Consider the following 16,709-nt stretch of genomic DNA (forward strand, 5'->3'; position numbering starts at 1 on the left):
TAAAAATGCGTCCAGTTTGTTAAATTTAGGTGCATAGGTTGACACTTGTCTATGGATGAATAATTTACAGTATTATCACAAGATAGAACTTTTAGGATAGGGGAGGGAATCCGGTTTTCCTTTCCTATATATAAGGGCCGGAGCATGAATTATTTCACAGCCAAAAAGGAGATTGAAGATGAGTAACAATATTGCTGGCAAAGTAGTGGTCATAACTGGTGCCAGTAGTGGTCTGGGCGAGGCTACCGCACGGCACCTGGCCAAGCAGGGCGCATTATTAATCTTAGGCGCTCGTCGCAAGGATCGCCTTGAATCCATCGCCAATGATATTCGTGCTACTGGCGGTAAAGCCGAAATTGTCGTGATAGACGTGACCCGGAAAGACGATCTTGAGGCCCTGATTAAGGCAGGGATTGGCCATTTTGGTCATATCGATGTACTCGTCAACAACGCTGGTTTAATGGCAATTGCTCCATTGGCCGAAGCCAAAACTGACGAGTGGGACCGTATGATTGACATCAACATCAAGGGTGTACTCTATGGCATAGCAGCAGCTTTGCCGGTATTTCAGAAACAGGGACACGGTCACTTTATCAATATTGCCTCCGTCGCCGGCATCAAGGTGTTTAGTCCGGGAGGGAGTGTCTACAGCGGCACCAAGTTTGCGGTGCGAGCGATCACTGAAGGATTGCGTCATGAAGTCGGAAAAATAATTCGGACCACTACCATCTCTCCCGGTGCGGTTGATACCGAATTGAAATATGGTAGCACTCATCAGCAGAGCGCGGATTTTATCAAAGATTTTTATAAGATAGCCATCCCGGCAGATTCGGTCGCGAGGGCAATTGCTTATGCCATTGAACAACCTGCTAATGTGGACATCAATGAGATCGTCCTGCGTCCGACGATTCAAGATTTCTAAGTTCCAGTGACATTGTATTTAGCACTCAAAGGGGTGCGCCTCGGCCGCTTTTTGGTACTTATTGCCTGGAGTCATCTCAGGAAACAGATCACAGGGTAAAGCAGATTATATTGAAAAACATGATGACTTATTTTGGCATCGTAGTGCCTACCTAAGGAGTTGTTATAGACGCAGCAACGGAAATCGGTTTGCAGTGTATTGAAGCCAATTATCCCGAATTGCCAATTTAAGGCTTATCTGCTGTGAGAAAGTGTCTCATATATTTCGATAGCTGCTATATCTGCGCGCCTCTAATAAAATTGATAACTATTTTATAAGGTTATCATAGATGCGCCTCATACCATCAGAGCATTTAAATTATGACCCTCAATGTCAGATTTAATTTAATCGCGATTTGATAGTTGTAAATTTATTAGTCTTTACAAATAGTTCGGGTGGGTACGGCCCTATCACAACGCCGGGCGCAAATAAGTGGGAACCAGTTGGGCGGGGTTGGCGGTCAGGCCCTGCTTCAGGCGCTGCTGGGCCAGGCGGGCCAAGGTGGGGGCCAGGGGCCAGCGCAGTTCCGGTGGGGCCAGCGCAATTTCCGGGGCGAGGTGCGGGGTAAGTACGCCGAGGTGAACCTCGAGCCCGGGACCGGTGAGGAGCATTGGCCGGGGCAACCGGGCGGGCAGGTCAACCGCTGCCAGACGCAGCGGTCCTTCCAGCACCTGGGGCTGGTCCTCCGGGCAGGCAAAGAGCCCCCAGAAGACTTCCCCGCGCTTGGCGTCCATGACCACCCCGATGGGGTGGGGGTGAAAGGGAAACTGGGCCGCCAGGACCTCCAGGGTGGACACCGCCACCAAAGGGCACTTCAGGGACCACGCCAGAGTCTTGGCGGTCGCGATCCCGATCCTGAGCCCCGTAAAGTTGCCGGGACCGAGGCTCACAGCCACCGCGGCCAGATCCGTCAGGGCCTTGCCGGTAGCGGTCAGAAGCGCGGCCACCTCGGGCATCAGGCGGGTCAGGTAGCGGTCGTGGGATTCCAGGACATATTCCCCCAGTACCTTCTCTTCCGCCACCAGGGCCAGACTGCCCCGTTCGGTTGCAGTATCCAGGGCCAGAATGAGCATGGTTTTTTTAGTTTTTGGTTTTTAGTTAAATGAAAAGCATGATCTTGAGCGAAAATCTCGTGTAGGATGGCCGCCCTTGGCTGTCCAATACCCACACCGCCGAGGGCGGCGGCGCTACATTTTGATTAATCCTAAAGCTCAAATCTCGGCGGCCATGGGCCGCCCTATATTCGCTGAAACCTGAAACCTAATACTGAGGCTGCACCAGGCGCAAAATATCCTGATAGAACACCAGGATCATCAAGGCCAGGATCAACATCAGGCCCAACCCCTGGGCCATCTCACGGTGCTTTATCTCAATGGGCTTGCCCCGGATCGCTTCCAACGCGAAGAAAAATAGGTGGCCCCCATCCAGCACGGGAATAGGCAGGAGGTTCAGCAGGAAAAGGTTGACGCTCAGGGCCGCCATGAACTGGACCAGGTAGCTCACGCCCATTTCCGCCTGCCGGCCCGCCACCTGGGCGATAAGGATCGGGCCGCCGACACTCTTTAACGGCACTTGCCGGGTCGCCAGTTTGTAAAGGCTTTCGACGGTCAGCCAGGTTATTCGCCAGGTGTAAACCACACCCTTTTCCAGGGCCTTAAAGGGCCCTACATGTTCCGTGGCCACCTGGTCTCCGGAAGTAATGCCGATGATCACGGCAGACACCTTGGCCCCAAAGATATCCGTGGTTTCCATGGATTCGGGGGTTAAAGTGACCGGAAAGACCCGGTCGCCTCGTTTGACCGACAGGGTCAGGGGATGTTCTCCGATCCCCCGGATTTTCTGCGAGAGGTCTTCCCAGCGGCTCACCTTTTCCCCCGCCACCGAAAGGACTTGATCGCCTTTTTCCAGGCCAGCATGGGCCGCGGGGGAACCTTCCTTCACGCTGCCAACAGTCGTGGTGAGGTAAGGGATGCCGGAAAAGGTAAAGACCAGGAAGAAGGCCACAGCGGCGAAGAGCAGATTGAAGGTGGGGCCGGCCATGACGATCAGGAAGCGCTGCCAGAGGGGTTTGTGGGAAAAAGACACCGGTTCTAACTCAGGCGGCACCTCATCGTTGGGATTTTCCCCGAATAACTTGACGTAGCCCCCCAGCGGAACCACGGACAGGCGATAATCCGTATCCCCGATCTGCTTGTGCAGCAATTTAGGCGGGAAGCCCAGGGAAAAGGCGTCCACCCGCACTCCGAAGAGTTTGGCCATGAGGAAATGGCCCAATTCGTGGACGAAGACCAGGACCCCCAGGACTATGATGGTCGCTAACGCGGTTACCATAACGTTTAAAATGCTCCTGTGGGAGAAATATTACTCATAAGCGGACCGTACATACGGCTCCGCGCCTTCTAGCCCCTGCGGTTGATCAAACCGTGGGCGAAATCCCGGGCCCAGCGGTTGACAGCCAGAATCTGCTCCAGGCTCTCGAGCGGCTGAGACTGGTGGGCGTTCATAGTGGCCGCAACCGTTTCAGGAATGCCCATAAACGTCAGGCGGCCCTGAAGGAACGCGGCCACCGCCATTTCATTGGCGGCATTGAGCACTGCGGGCATGGTGCCGCCGGTTTTGGCTGCGGCATACCCCAAGGCCAACCCGGGAAAGCGGGTGGTATCGGGAGACTCAAAGGTAAGCTGGCCTATTTGGCAGAGGTCCAAGGGCGGCGAGCTCAGGGGCAAGCGCCGGGGATAGGTCAGGGCATAAGCGATGGGTAGGCGCATGTCCGGTACCCCCAACTGGGCGATTACCGAACCATCCACAAACTCCACCAGGGAATGGATGATACTCTGGGGATGGATGTAAACCCGCACCTTATCCACCGGCAGGTCGAAGAGCACCGAAGCCTCAATCACCTCAAGGGCCTTGTTCATCATGGTGGCCGAATCGATGGTGATCTTGGGCCCCATGCTCCAGTTTGGGTGTTTCAGGGCTTGAGCGGCCGTAACCTGGCCCAGGCGCTCGGCGTCCCAGGCCCGAAACGGACCTCCGGACGCGGTGAGCCAGAGGAGTCGCACATCCTCCGGGCGCTGGCCGTGAAGGGCCTGAAAAATGGCGCTGTGTTCACTGTCTACGGGGATAATGGACACGCCTTTAGCCTTGGCCGCGGCCATCACCAGGGAACCCGCGGCCACCAGGGTCTCTTTGTTGGCCAGGGCCACCGGCAGACCAGCCTGAATCGCGGCCAGCGTGGGCTCCAGCCCCACCGCGCCCACCATGGCCGAGACCACCAGGTCGGCGCCGGTTGCCACCGCCACCTCCCGGGCTCCGTCCGGACCCCAAAGCAGTTCCGGCGCCCCTTCCCGGGGCAAGAGCTCCCGCAACTGGGCTGCTACCGACTCACTCTGCACCGAAACCATGGCCGGGTGAAATTGCCGGATTTGTTCGTCCAGCACCTGCACGTTCTGGCCGGCGGCCAGCCCCACCACGGCAAACTCATCGGGGTGCTCCGCCACCACCGCCAGGGTGCTCTGCCCGATGGAGCCGGTGGAACCAAGAATAGCCAGGCGTTTCATGGAGCTGACGATGCCCTCACTTATGAAAATATAAAAAATGCGTCCGACTCGCGGCCGGCAAGGATGCATGGCTGAGGCCGCGAGCAAGTTTTCCAATATATAGAAAAAGTTATGGAACTGATTTATTTTATCTGTTCACTTCCCGGCTGTAAAGGAATTAAGGCCGGAAAGCCGGCCCAGTAAGGTTTGCCGGCCTCAACTTATGTAGGGGCGGACCTGCGTGTCCGCCCAATTGAGGGGGCACACACAGGTGCCCCCCTACAAACCTCATTAAGGATATTTGCGGAAATATTAATCCCAGGGCCAGATCCGGGCCAGGTATTCCAGCGAAGGGTCCAGGCTGCCTTCCTGATGGGGTTCCAGGGTGACGGAGGGTCGGCGCCCCTCGGCCGCCAGGTAGTCGAGAGTTTCTTTGAGGGGGACCTTTCCTGTTCCCAGGGTCAGGTGGTTGTCTTCATCCCCATGGTTGTCGTGCAGGTGCAGGTGGCCGATGACCGGGGCCAGGGTTTTGAGCCAGTACGGGAAATCGCCGGTGCTGAAGGCCAGCAGGTGGCCCACATCAAAACAAATCTGCAGGTTGGGCGCTCCAACCCGGCCCAAAACTTCCAGAAAGAGTTCCGGCTCGGTCTCGTAGACGTTTTCCAGCATCACCGTCACGCCATACGGCGCGGCCAGCGCGGCCAACTCCTTCCAGGTGGCGGCGGCTCTTGCCAGCCAGCGTTCCTGGTCCCAGCGGTAGTGCCGGGCCTCATAGCCCAGGTGGCAGACCACCGCCTTGGGCTGAAATACCGGCAGGTAGCGGAAAGCCTGGCGCAGCCGGCGGCGCGCCGCGGCCAGGACTTGATCGTCCAACGCCCCCGGGGCCAGGTCCTGAAAGGGGCCGTGCAAGGTGATATGCCGCCCGGCCCCATGAAAAGCCCGGGCCACCCGGCTAAAGGCTCCGGGCGGATAGTGCCCCAAGCTATAGGCGTCCAGGCCGATCTCCGGATTGAGACCCCGGTACAAAAACTTCTCCAGGTACCCCGCCTGCAAAAATGGAAAGGGAATATTGACCTGGACCCGGGCCACCAGGGCCGAGGCGCTAATCCCCATTGAGGCTGAACCTCAGTGAGGGTACTGGCACAACTCCACCAGGAGACCGAACGTGGCCTTGGGGTGGATAAAAGCCACCAGCGCGCCGTGAGCGCCTTCCCGAGGTTCTGCGTCGATGAGCTTAACCCCCGCGGCCTTCAATTCCGCCACCGCGGCGTGGATGTCCTCCACCTCCAGGGCCAGGTGATGGAAGCCTTCCCCTTTGTTTTCCAGAAACTTGGCCACGGCGCTGTCCGGGGACGTGGGCAGGAGCAGTTCCAGGTTGCTCTCCCCTACCTTAATAAAGCTCACCTTGACCTTCTGGGTTTCCACCACTTCGTCGCCCTTCAACTCCAGATTGAGATTTTCGGCATAGAACTTTTTAGGTGCTTCCAGGTCCTTCACGGCGATTCCCAGATGGGCGATCCGTTTGATCTTCATGAAGCTTCCTCCGCTGTGTTCAAGTATATTTTTCGCCCCGGAGCCTCAGGCGCGGGGCCACGCCACGGACCAGGGAGTCCGGGCAAATGTAATTACCCTCCCCTGGTTACCCAAACTCTTCTTGTCATCAGGCACTGGAATTATATATGATGGCGCATCGAAGGAAAAGCCCGGCGTCACCAGTGGATCATTTTTCTAAAGATTCGGGGGTGAATCTTCGAGTCATGATTTCTCAACAAGCAGGTTAAAAAATGACCAAAGATGAAATGTTTCGGCGTTTGTGCGAGCGTCTGGACACCTATAAAGAATCGGCCATCGAACTGCAGCGGGACCTGGTCTCCCGGGTGGCGCTGGGGCCGGAGGTGGGGGGCATCGGCGAGGTCGACAAGGCGACGTTCCTGATGGATCTCTTGACCGGTTGGGGCCTCAAGGTCGACGACTATCCCGCCCCCGACGACCGGGTGCCGACAGGGGTGCGCCCCAACCTGGTGGCCTATCTGCCGGGAAAAAGACCGGAAAAAGTCTGGGTTTTAAGCCACACGGATGTGGTGCCCCCTGGGGACTTAAGCCTCTGGGACTCCGACCCCTTTGTTCTTAAGGTGGACGGTGACCGTCTCTACGGGCGGGGCACGGAAGACGACCACCACGGCATCGTCATGTCGCTTATGGCCGTAAGGGCCTTCCTGGATTTAAATATTATCCCGGAGCGCACCATCGCCCTGGCGCTCGTGGCAGACGAAGAAACCGGCAATGACAAGGGCCTGATCCACCTGCTGCGTACGCAACCCCACCTCTTTTCACCGCAAGATCTGATTATCGTTCCCGATGCCGGTAGCCTCGACGGCACCATGATCGAGGTGGCGGAAAAGAGCATTCTCTGGCTGAAGCTGACGCTTTTGGGGCACCAGAGCCACGCCTCGCGGCCGCACAAGGCCAAGAATACCCTGCGCGCCGCGGCCCACGTGATCGTGGCCTTAGATGACCTGCACCGGGATTTTCCGCTGCAAAACCCGCTGTTCCGGCCTCCCATGAGCACGTTTGAGCCCACCAAAAAAGAGGCCAACGTGCCCAATATCAACACTATTCCCGGCCGGGACGTCTTCTATCTAGATTGCCGGGTATTGCCGGACTACGATCTGGCCCAGATTACCACGCGCGTCCAGGCCATTGCCACGGAGGCGGCGAAAAAATTCGGGGTCAGCGTTAACGTTGAGCCGGTGCAAACGCTGGCCAGCGCGCCCCCCACAAATCCTGAGGCTCCGGTCGTCAAGGCTTTGGAGCAGGCCATTCAGCAGGTTTATGGGCGGGCCGCCATCCCCCAGGGAATCGGGGGCGGCACCGTGGCCGCCTTCTTTAGGAAGGCAGGCCTCCCCGCGGCGGTATGGATGACCGCCAACGATTGCGCCCACCAGCCCAACGAATTTTGTTTCTTGAGCCATATCTTAGGAGACGCGAAGGTTCTGGCCTATGTGAGTTTGATGGCGGACTGAGGCTATTTACGTGCTTAAACTTTAATCAGCAAGCAACAATGCCGTTACGGCAAACGCTATAAAGGGACGACTGAACCTAGCGCTTGGGCCACAAGTTGATGTCGTCCCACAAAGAGCAATCCAGGCAATATTCCCGATGCTCGGCATCGGTGACAAAGTAGTTGTCCGGGTCCTCCGCCAGCATTTCCGCCCATTCTTCCAGGGCATCCAGGGGGTCGGTGGACCCCAGCCAGGGACGCACGGAAAACGGTTCGGAAAAACCGATATGGCGCAATAACTCCCGGGGATTATCGTCCAACACCAGGTAGGACTGAACGCCGTCATGACGACGGACAATTATGGGACAGGCCATAACACGATCTCCTCATGTCGATTATCTTATATTATTATGAAGCAGACTGCGGATAAGGCAACTCCCGTGAAAAAATCTCTCTTCCGGCACCTTCGGTCTCGGCCCTCCGGTAGGCGGGCCTGGTTAGGAGTCTTGATCCTGTGCGGCCTGCTGGGAATCTGTGCCTGCGGCCAACTCCGGCCCTACCCGGACACTTTTGACCCCCAGGCTTACAAGCCGATAGAATACCAGGATCTCCTGGCTCCGAAAGCAGCCGGACTTCACGCCGGTGATAAAATCCGGGTGAAGGCGTATTTTTGGCAATATGTGGATTATGACCCGGCCATGATCCGGAATTATTTAACCCTGCTGCGATATCCTATCCGGTGGTACCGGCTCCAATGGTTCGCTATCTACCGGACGGATGACTTGACCGGCTACTACGACCTGGCGGCCATAACGCCGGAGCTTGGCGAAAAATATCAATTACAGCGCCTGGACCCGGTCATGATCTATGGCGAACTCTCCCAACTGGGCACGGGTCTATTCCTCCAGGTCTTCCATATCGAAAAAATTGTGGAAGACTGAAGAGTAAGGCGTGCGCCTCTTGGTTGTTCTATCTCAGCAGGCCTCCCGCAGATGTCCTGCGTTTAAGCCTATCGTAGTTCAAAAATTGTTTGTTATAATTACAAGAAAATAAACAGATTATAGCGGTTGCCAAAAATTTATGCCGCTAGCTGATTTTTAAATCCCCCTAAATCCCCCTTTTTCAAGGGGGCACTTTAGAAGTAATTCCTTATAGTTCCCCCCTTTGCCAAGGGGGAGTTTAGGGGGGATTTGGAGTTTTAAAGCATCCCTCATTACTGAAAAACTTTTGGCACTCGCTATAAATTTAACCTGGGCTTTTATCCCCGCTGAGGGCATGAATGCTGAACGAAAACCGGGACAAGGGCGAACTCGCCGCCGAAATAGTGGCGCTGCGCCAAAAAGTGGCGGCCCTGGAAGCTGAGGAATCCCGTTGCCAACGGTTGTCCGAGGCCTGGCGGGATTTATGGGCCCAGTATGAAGCCATCATCGAAGCCTTCGACGGTTTCATCTATATCTGCACGCAAAACTATGAAATCGAATTTATGAACCAGCGTTTCATCCAGCGCCAGGGCGATTATCCTTTAGGACAGAAATGTTACGCCGCGCTCCATGGACGAGACCAGGTCTGCCCCTGGTGCATCAACGACCGGGTCTTTAAGGGCGAGACGGTGCGCTGGGAGGTGCAAAGCCCCAGGGACCTGCGCTGGTATGCCGTGGTCAACACCCCCATCCGGCATCCCGACGGCAGCATGTCCAAGATGGCCATGATCCAGGATGTCACGATACAGAAGCAGATGGAAAAAGCGCTCCAGGAATCGGAAGCCCGGTACCGCGGCATCTTTGAAAACGCGGTGGTCGGCATTTTCCAGAGCACTCCGGCGGGGCGCCTGCTCAGCGTCAACCCGGTGCTGGCCCGCATACACGGCTACGATTCCCCGGAAGACATGATCACCGGAGTCATGGACCTGGGCCACCAGGTCTTTGTGGATCCGTCACTCCGGGAAAAGTTGAAGCGCGAGATGGAAGAGAAGGGAGTCATCCGGGGTTGGGAGATCCAGATATACCGCAAAGACGGCAGCATCATCTGGATCTCGGTGGATGCCCGGGCCGTTCGGGACGACAACGGCGCCATCAGCTACTATGAAGGATTTATCCAGGACATCTCGGAACGCAAAAAATAAATTAAGTTGAGGGAGACACCTTCCCCGTCCTGCCCCGAAAGGCTTCTTACGCGCCCCCCAGGTAGGCCTCCAGGACCTTGGGATGGTGCCGCAGTGCTTTCGCCTGCCCCGTCAAGGCAATCTCCCCGGTTTCCAGGATATAGGCCCGATGCGCCACTTCCAGGGCCATGAGGGCGTTTTGCTCCACTAGAAGGATGGCGGTGCCTTGCTGATTGATGCGCTGGATCACCCGGAAAATCTCCCGGACCAACAGCGGCGCTAAGCCCATGGAGGGCTCATCCAGCAGCAGGAGCCGGGCCCGGGTCATCAAGGCCCGGCCCACCGCCAGCATTTGCTGTTCGCCGCCGGAAAGGGTGTTGCCCCACTGCTTCCGGCGCTCCCCCAGCCGGGGAAAAAGCTGGAAGATCTCCTCCAGGTCTTGCCGAATATCGGCGTCCCGGCGCCGGTAAGCCGCCAGGCGCAGGTTTTCCAGAACCGTCAGGTTGCCGAAGATGCCCCGGCCTTCCGGGACGTGGGCAATGCCTCGCTCAACCCTCAGGTGGGCCGGGACCGTAAGGAGGTCCTCGCCGGCCAGGGTCACCTTTCCCTTAGACGCCTGGAGCAACCCGGATATTGCCTGTAAAATAGAAGACTTCCCTGCGCCATTGGCCCCGATGAGGGTGACGATCTCGCCTGCCCCCACGTGAAAAGAGACTCCCCGGACCGCCTGGATGCGTTCGTAGGAAACCCAGAGGTCCTCCACGGCGAGGAAAGGTGGCAACGCTTGTCGGGCCAGGGCATCGTTCATGGGGTGAGGCGGCCTCCCTCCGGTGCTTGCTCCATCATCTCGCCGTCTTTGCCCAGATAGGCCTCCAACACCGCGGGGTGGTGCTGAATTTCCTGAGGGGAGCCGGTGGCGATGGTCTCGCCGAAATCCAGAACCGTGAGCCGCTGGCAGAGATTCACCACGACCCGCATCTGGTGTTCGATCATCAGGATCGTCAGGGCAAAGTCGTCTTTAACCTGGCGGATCAGCCGGATCAGGTCTTCGATCTCAGAGGAATTCATACCCGCGGCGGGCTCATCCAAGAGCAACAACCGGGGCCGGCTGATCAAGGCCCGGGCCATCTCGATGCGCCGCTGCTCCCCGTAGGGCAGGTGCCGGGCCGGGGTGTGGGCATAGTGGGTAAGGTTAAACCGTTCCAGCAACTCAAAGGCCTGGTGGGTCTGCTGTGATTCGGCCGCATGGAACCGCCGGCTGCGCGAGAGGGCATCCAACAAACCATAGCGGTGCTCGGCAAAGGCGCCCAATCGGACGTTATCCAGGACGCTCAAGTCCTTGAACAGGCGGATATTCTGAAAGGTCCGGGCGATCCCCGCGGCGGTGATGCGGTGGGACGGCCAGGCGCTGATGTCCTCGCCCTTAAACCGGACGCACCCTTGGCTGATGCGGAAGACTCCGGTGATGAGATTGAACACGGTGGTCTTGCCCGCGCCGTTGGGACCGATGAGCCCCACCAACTCGCCGGGGAAAAGCTCAAGCGAAAATATATTCAGGGCGCGCAGGCCGCCGAAATTGTGGGAAAGTTCGCTGACTTCTAATAGTGGTTGCATGCTGGTTCTCGTTCCCAAGCTGCGCTTGGGAACGTGCTACGTTTTATCTCGTCCCTAAGCTGTGCTTAGGGACGCGGCTAATGTGCCCAAGCTGAGCTTGGGCTCCCAATGCGTTCCCAAGTACAACTTGGGAACGAGGAGTTAACTACCCGGCACCAAGCTCTTTGACGCAGGAGGTCCGGAACCCCCGCCGCCGGGCTCGGGCAATTTCGGCTTGAACAACCGCGCCTCTTTAAAGCCCATGAGCCCCTGGGGCCTAAAGATCATGAGCACGACCAGCAAGAGCGGCCCCACCACCCAGCGCCAGAGGCCCAGGGGCCGCAGCAGTTCCATGAGCACCGTAAAGATGGTGGCTCCCAACAGCGACCCGGTCAGGCTGCCCACTCCGCCCAGATAGACCATGACCAGCATGTCGGTGGATTTCAGGATGGAAAAGCTCCGGGGGTTGATGAACTGCAGCAGGTGGGCGTACAAGCCCCCGGCCACCCCGGCGAAAAAAGCGGAAATGAGAAAGGCGTAAAGCTTGAGACGCCGGGTATCCACCGAGGTCAGGTTGGCGGCCACCTCGTCTTCGCGGATAGCCGTGATCCCGCGGCCGAAGTTGGAGTAGACCAGGTTGCGCAGGACCCACAGCGTCAACAGCACGCAAGCCACCACCCAGAACAGCGTGGTCAGCCGGGGCATGCCCAGATAACCCCGGGGGCCGCCCAGGCTGGGAATATTTTCCAGCACGCTCTTGACGATCATGTTAAAGGCCAGGGTGACGATGGCCAGGTAGTCGCCCCGGGTGCGAAACGACGGATAGGCCACCACCAGCCCGGCCACCGCCGCGGCCGCGCCGCCGCAGATCAGCACCGCAGGAAAGGCGAACGGCATCCAGGCCGTGGGCAATACCGCCACGGTGAGCACCGAGGCCGCGTAGGCGCCGATGCCCATGAACCCGGCGTGGCCCACGGAAAATTCGCCCATGTAGCCGTTCACCAGATTCAGGCTCAGCGTCAGAATCATATTGATCCCCACGTACATGAGGATCTGCACCACATAGGGATTGAGCAAGCCTGAGGCGGGCAAACCCCAGGCCAGAGCCAGCAGAGCGAGAGCCCCGAGCCAGATGAGCAAGCCCTTGCCTTTCATCATGCGTCGAACCTTAAGATGGAGGAGAGGGCTGGAAGAATTGGCCTGTGGCTGTGGTCACAAAAATGGCCCTGTACCCTGCTCGGTTTGCTGCTTATAAGAAAACTTCGATGGCTGTGTTGATAACCAGGTTTAAAACCCCATTGACAAAACGGTCGATCTGAACCTGAGCAAGTCCCTCTTGTTTTAAAATTACCATCTCTGCCAGATCTTTTTGCCCCATAACCAAATCTTCAAATTCTTCCTTCGACAACTTTCCCGAGGCGAGCTCTACGGTCCAGCGCTGCAACTGGGTTTGCTGGGCGCTGAGGAAATTATTGCCATCTTGCAAAGCGGCTTGCCAATATTGCTGCCCCAGTTGCTTTGCCAGGTCCACAACCCCGCCTTTCAGGGATTCCCAAAATTTATCGAAATCTGACATGGGCTGGCTCCTTTACGGCTCTTATTTTAGCTCGGAAGGTTTGATCTTTCCGCTTTCCAACCCAATGATCTGATCAAAGGCAGACCCCACCTGTATCTGCTTGTCGGCTATATGGGTTGCAAAAAGGGTGGATTTGGTTCGCCAGCGTTGCAAGAAACCTCCCAACAGATGGCGGTCAGGATCTTTTAAGATCTCCCATTGCCTTGCCGTGATGGCATTATTCGGCAGGCCTTTGGCATACTCATAGGCTTTGTCAATCTTCAGGCGCAAGGCTTCCACCTCCTTCTGATGCTGGGCATAGGGCTCGCTAGCTTTAGCCATAAGCGCCAAGGAATCAACCTTGAGGGAGGTCGCTTGCTGATAAGCTGTTTCACTGTAGGGTGAAATGGTGGCGCAACCGAGGCAGACAACCCCGATAATAATTAAGAGCACGGACGGCCAAAATCTCCGGACCCCGCCATCTTTGCCCTTAGGCACAGGCATTCCGATAATTACCTTATTATCTTTAGGTTTCATCAGCCCTCCTTCTCCTTTACCGCTACCTCTCAATAAGCATTAGTTTGCCAATAAGTTTAGATTAATTGGCTTGCAACTAAAAGAGACATTCCTCAAAGAATTAGCCGCGGCCGCCGGCAAAAAACCTTATACCCGCTCAAACACCGGCCGGCCCAGGAGGCCGGTGGGTTTAAAGACCAACAAGATCAGGAGCATGGAGAAAGCCACGAAGTCCCGGTAGGTGGAGGACGGCAGCAGCACCGGAGTGAAGACCTCCACCGCGCCCAGGATGAAGCCCCCCAGCATGGCGCCCCGGATATTGCCGATGCCCCCCACCACCGCGGCGATAAAGGCCCACCAGCCGATGCGCACTCCCATCAAGGGGTCCAGCACCGGGTAGGCCAGGCCGTAGAGCAGGCCCCCCGCCGCGGCGATGGCCGAGCCGATGGCAAAGGTGAGCGAAATGACGTGGTCCACCGACACACCCATGAGAGGCACAATGGGGCGGTTGTAGGAAATGGCCCGCATGGCCATGCCCAAGAGCGTCCGCCGCACCAAGAGGTCCAACAAAACCATGAGGACTGCGGCCATGACAATAATGAGGACCTGCAGGGGAGTGATGGTGAGCCCGGCGACCTCCCAACTGGCCATGGGAATAAGGTCCGGAAAGTGGCGGGGTTCCGGGCCCAGGATCCCTAAGGTAAAGTTTTCCAGGAAGAGCCCCACCCCCAGGGCGGTGATAACCGCTGAGACCCGGGGGGCCTGGCGCAAGGGGCGGTAGGCCAGACGCTCGATGGTCACCCCTAACAGCGCGGTTAAGAGCATGCTGAAGGTCAGCGCCCCCATAAAGACCAGTACCAGGGGCAACTTAAAGGGCAGGCCCAACAGAAAGACGGCCCCGGCCAGGGCAAGATAGGTCCCCACCATGAAGATGTCCCCGTGGGCAAAATTGATCATGGTGAGGATGCCGTAAACCATGGTGTAGCCCAGGGCAATGAGGGCGTAGACGCTCCCCAACTGCAGGGCGTTCAGGGCATTTTGGGCCAGCACCTGGAACATAAACGAATATTCCTCAATATGGGTTGTGAGAAAGCACGAGGCCGGCAACGAAGAGCCGGTCCACGCTCCACAGCCCCAAAGTTACCGCCGGGTTAAGGCTGTACCGCGGCGAAATAATTGAATTTTCCGTTCTTAATCTGAAGGATGACCGCACTCTTGACGGGGTCCCCGGTCCCCTGGAATTTCATGTTCCCGGTTACGCCTTTAAATTCTTTGATGGCGGACAGGGCGTCCCGTACCTTCTGCCGATCCAAAGACCCGGCCTGAGTGATGGCTTGACACAAGAGGGAGCCTGCGTCATAGGTAAGGGCCGCGACATCATCGGGCTTTTTGCCGTACTTCGCCTCGTAGTCCTGGATAAATTTCTGGGCCGTGGGCGTGGCGATATCCGGGGCATAGTGCGTGCTGAAAAAACTGCCCTCCAGGTCGGCCCCGCCCAGGGGCAGGAGCTCGGCGCTGCCCCAGGAATCGGAGCCGATAATGGGGCAGGTAATGCCCAACTGGCGGGCCTGCCGCACCTGGAGCGGAACTTCGTTATAGTAGTTGGGGAGAAAGAGCACGCCGGGGTTGGCCGCCTTGATAGTGGTGAGTTGGGATGAGAAATCCTTGTCGTCTTTAGTGTAGGATTGGAAGGCCACGACCTTGCCGCCGGCTGCCTCGAAGAATTTCTTGAAATACTCGGCGATGCCTTTGTTATACTCTGACGCCACATCGTAGAGCACCGCGGCGGTTTGGGCCTTGAGGTTCTCCCGGGCGAACTTGGCCATCACCTGGCCCTGGAAATCGTCGATGAAGCAGGCCCGAAAGACAAATTGCTTGCCTTCCGTGGTTTTGGGGTTGGTGGACCAGGGGCTGACCATGATCACTTTGGCATCTTCGCAAATCCGGGCGGCGGGGATGGCATTGCCCGAGGCGTTGGGGCCGATGATGGCCAGGACATTATTCTGGCTGATGAGTTTCTGAGCCGACGCGGCCGCTGATTCGGCCTTGTCTTCATTATCCTCGACCAAAAGTTTTATGGGGAACTGTTTATCGCCTGCCTTGAGACCACCGGCCTGATTCACCTGGGCGGCCATGAGTTCCGCAGCTTTTTTGCACGAATCGCCCACGGTGGGCTTGCTGCCGGTCAGTTCGGCGTTGACGCCGACGCGAATTTCTTTGGATTCTTGGGAGCCGCAGCCCCAAATTAGGCATGAGCTCGCCAACAAGATGGCCGCGGTCCAGGTGTACCGGGTCATGGCTCTCTCCTCACGGTTGAAATGATCCCAGGGCACCGCAGGTCTTCCTGGGGGTTTACCGGTTAGCAATCTACCAAAGGCGCCATTGATCCGTCAACTGCAAAGAAGCGGAGGCCGTCTGCGGCAATGGGGGCGTGGTTAAGCTCCGTGCCCGGGGCCATGGCGGAATCTCATTGTCAGAAAGCCGCTTTCGGCCTAAAATGGCTCGGGCCTGGGATGCGGGGGCATCCCCGCCGGGTACACCTGAAATTAACTTATTAAGACGATGGGGGCTACATGAACCACACCGCGGTAGACGACACGCGAGTCAGGCAACAAATCTTACGGCGCATATATCTGTTCTCCGGTCTGCCTGAAGCGGATCTGGACCCCCTGGCCCGCATGTCGGTGCGGAAAAACTTCTCGCGGGGGGCTACCATCTTTGGGGAGGGCAAGGAGGCTCAAGGCTTTTATATTCTCATTACCGGCCAGATCAAGCTGGTCAAGAGTTCCCCGGACGGGAAGGAATATATTATCCGCTTGGTGGGGGAAGGGGAGACCTTCGCGGAAGCCGCAGTATTCGGAGAAATCCCCTACCCGGTGACTGCTATTGCCTTGGAAGAATCCCAAACGCTCTTCTTTCCCAAAGCACCGTTTCTCAATCATCTGGCCGCAACTCCGGCCCTGGCCCGCAATATGTTGGCCACATTGAGTCGCTTGATGTTTCACCTGACCCAACAACTGGAGGATTTGTCCCTGAAAGAAGTATCAGCCCGTCTGGCTCGATACATCTTGGAACGCTGCGAAAATACTCATGGCACGATAGCAAAGGGTCTGCACTGTGAATTGCCCACGACTAAAACGCAGCTGGCCGCTTATCTGGGCACCATCAGCGAGACCTTGTCCCGCACTTTGTCCCGATTTAAGAGTTTGGGTCTCATAGAAGTGGATAAGGGAAAGATAACCATCATTGACCCGGTCGCTTTACAAAAGATGGCCAAGGGAACTAAATTTTGAATGGTCTTATTCCATGAGGCGTTTCACAATGGAGAAAAAAGTGAAACGGCTAATAAAAAAATTAAGTCTGATGAAAAATCCCTTGACAAGGTAAATGATAGTTACATATAACCTCCATAAAGGTTGCAGTGGAATTAATCCACGCACAGT

General features: G+C 57.0%; 18 protein-coding genes. 5 read left to right on the forward strand and 13 right to left on the reverse strand.

Features of this window, described 5'->3' with window-relative positions; all coding sequences use genetic code 11:
* The first annotated feature begins 178 nt into the window (after window positions 1-178).
* Entirely contained in the window at window positions 179-922 is a 744-nt protein-coding gene (locus WC600_07985; protein MFA4902671.1) for an SDR family oxidoreductase, read from the forward strand.
* Window positions 923-1,371: 449 nt separating this feature from the next.
* Here WC600_07985 and tsaB read toward each other — a convergent pair whose 3' ends face one another.
* The 5 genes from tsaB to mce form a co-directional block, all read right to left on the reverse strand.
* Window positions 1,372-2,034 (reverse strand): tRNA (adenosine(37)-N6)-threonylcarbamoyltransferase complex dimerization subunit type 1 TsaB, encoded by a 663-nt coding sequence (gene tsaB / locus WC600_07990; protein ID MFA4902672.1) that lies wholly within the window; start codon window positions 2,032-2,034, stop codon window positions 1,372-1,374.
* 187 nt (window positions 2,035-2,221) lie between these two features.
* Window positions 2,222-3,292: an RIP metalloprotease RseP gene (gene rseP, locus WC600_07995; GenBank protein ID MFA4902673.1), complete on the reverse strand. Its 1,071-nt coding sequence runs from the start codon at window positions 3,290-3,292 to the stop codon at window positions 2,222-2,224.
* A gap of 68 nt (window positions 3,293-3,360) precedes the next feature.
* Window positions 3,361-4,521 (reverse strand): 1-deoxy-D-xylulose-5-phosphate reductoisomerase, encoded by a 1,161-nt coding sequence (locus tag WC600_08000; protein MFA4902674.1) that lies wholly within the window; start codon window positions 4,519-4,521, stop codon window positions 3,361-3,363.
* Between the two features lie 291 nt (window positions 4,522-4,812).
* Window positions 4,813-5,613 (reverse strand): sugar phosphate isomerase/epimerase family protein, encoded by an 801-nt coding sequence (locus WC600_08005; GenBank protein MFA4902675.1) that lies wholly within the window; start codon window positions 5,611-5,613, stop codon window positions 4,813-4,815.
* A 12-nt stretch (window positions 5,614-5,625) separates the two neighbouring features.
* Entirely contained in the window at window positions 5,626-6,033 is a 408-nt protein-coding gene (gene mce, locus WC600_08010; protein MFA4902676.1) for a methylmalonyl-CoA epimerase, read from the reverse strand.
* Window positions 6,034-6,284: 251 nt separating this feature from the next.
* Between mce and WC600_08015 the strand changes: the two genes are divergently transcribed.
* Window positions 6,285-7,523 (forward strand): M20 family metallo-hydrolase, encoded by a 1,239-nt coding sequence (locus WC600_08015; protein ID MFA4902677.1) that lies wholly within the window; start codon window positions 6,285-6,287, stop codon window positions 7,521-7,523.
* 76 nt (window positions 7,524-7,599) lie between these two features.
* Here WC600_08015 and WC600_08020 read toward each other — a convergent pair whose 3' ends face one another.
* Entirely contained in the window at window positions 7,600-7,875 is a 276-nt protein-coding gene (locus WC600_08020; protein MFA4902678.1) for a hypothetical protein, read from the reverse strand.
* A 66-nt stretch (window positions 7,876-7,941) separates the two neighbouring features.
* On the opposite strand from WC600_08020, the gene WC600_08025 reads away from it, so the two are divergent.
* Together WC600_08025 and WC600_08030 are read left to right on the forward strand one after the other, a co-directional pair.
* Window positions 7,942-8,442 carry a hypothetical protein gene (locus WC600_08025; GenBank protein MFA4902679.1) on the forward strand — a complete coding sequence of 167 codons (501 nt, stop codon included), beginning with the start codon at window positions 7,942-7,944 and terminating at the stop codon, window positions 8,440-8,442.
* Between the two features lie 338 nt (window positions 8,443-8,780).
* A complete protein-coding gene (locus WC600_08030; protein MFA4902680.1) occupies window positions 8,781-9,623 on the forward strand; it encodes a PAS domain S-box protein in 843 nt (280 codons plus the stop codon).
* A gap of 46 nt (window positions 9,624-9,669) precedes the next feature.
* Here WC600_08030 and WC600_08035 read toward each other — a convergent pair whose 3' ends face one another.
* The 7 genes from WC600_08035 to WC600_08065 all read right to left on the reverse strand — a co-directional run bounded on the left by WC600_08035 (window position 9,670) and on the right by WC600_08065 (window position 15,563).
* Complete coding sequence (locus tag WC600_08035; protein ID MFA4902681.1) at window positions 9,670-10,410, reverse strand: ABC transporter ATP-binding protein; 741 nt, start codon at window positions 10,408-10,410, stop codon at window positions 9,670-9,672.
* Window positions 10,407-11,216, reverse strand: coding sequence for an ABC transporter ATP-binding protein (locus tag WC600_08040; protein ID MFA4902682.1), 810 nt, complete (start codon window positions 11,214-11,216; stop codon window positions 10,407-10,409). Before WC600_08040 ends, WC600_08035 begins: the two co-directional genes overlap by 4 nt.
* Window positions 11,217-11,357: 141 nt before the next feature.
* Complete coding sequence (locus WC600_08045) at window positions 11,358-12,353, reverse strand: branched-chain amino acid ABC transporter permease (GenBank protein ID MFA4902683.1); 996 nt, start codon at window positions 12,351-12,353, stop codon at window positions 11,358-11,360.
* 91 nt (window positions 12,354-12,444) lie between these two features.
* The gene (locus WC600_08050) at window positions 12,445-12,726 is read right to left on the reverse strand and encodes a hypothetical protein (protein MFA4902684.1); all 282 of its coding nucleotides are present in this window, start codon (window positions 12,724-12,726) and stop codon (window positions 12,445-12,447) included.
* Window positions 12,727-12,792: 66 nt separating this feature from the next.
* Window positions 12,793-13,287: a hypothetical protein gene (locus WC600_08055; GenBank protein ID MFA4902685.1), complete on the reverse strand. Its 495-nt coding sequence runs from the start codon at window positions 13,285-13,287 to the stop codon at window positions 12,793-12,795.
* Between the two features lie 126 nt (window positions 13,288-13,413).
* Window positions 13,414-14,325: a branched-chain amino acid ABC transporter permease gene (locus WC600_08060; protein MFA4902686.1), complete on the reverse strand. Its 912-nt coding sequence runs from the start codon at window positions 14,323-14,325 to the stop codon at window positions 13,414-13,416.
* 92 nt (window positions 14,326-14,417) lie between these two features.
* Window positions 14,418-15,563, reverse strand: coding sequence for an ABC transporter substrate-binding protein (locus WC600_08065; protein ID MFA4902687.1), 1,146 nt, complete (start codon window positions 15,561-15,563; stop codon window positions 14,418-14,420).
* Window positions 15,564-15,839: 276 nt separating this feature from the next.
* On the opposite strand from WC600_08065, the gene WC600_08070 reads away from it, so the two are divergent.
* On the forward strand, window positions 15,840-16,559 hold the full coding sequence (locus tag WC600_08070; GenBank protein ID MFA4902688.1) for a Crp/Fnr family transcriptional regulator: 720 nt from the start codon (window positions 15,840-15,842) through the stop codon (window positions 16,557-16,559).
* Window positions 16,560-16,709 lie beyond the last annotated feature (150 nt).

Source organism: Desulfobaccales bacterium, from assembly GCA_041648175.1.
Lineage (GTDB): Bacteria > Desulfobacterota > Desulfobaccia > Desulfobaccales > 0-14-0-80-60-11 > 0-14-0-80-60-11.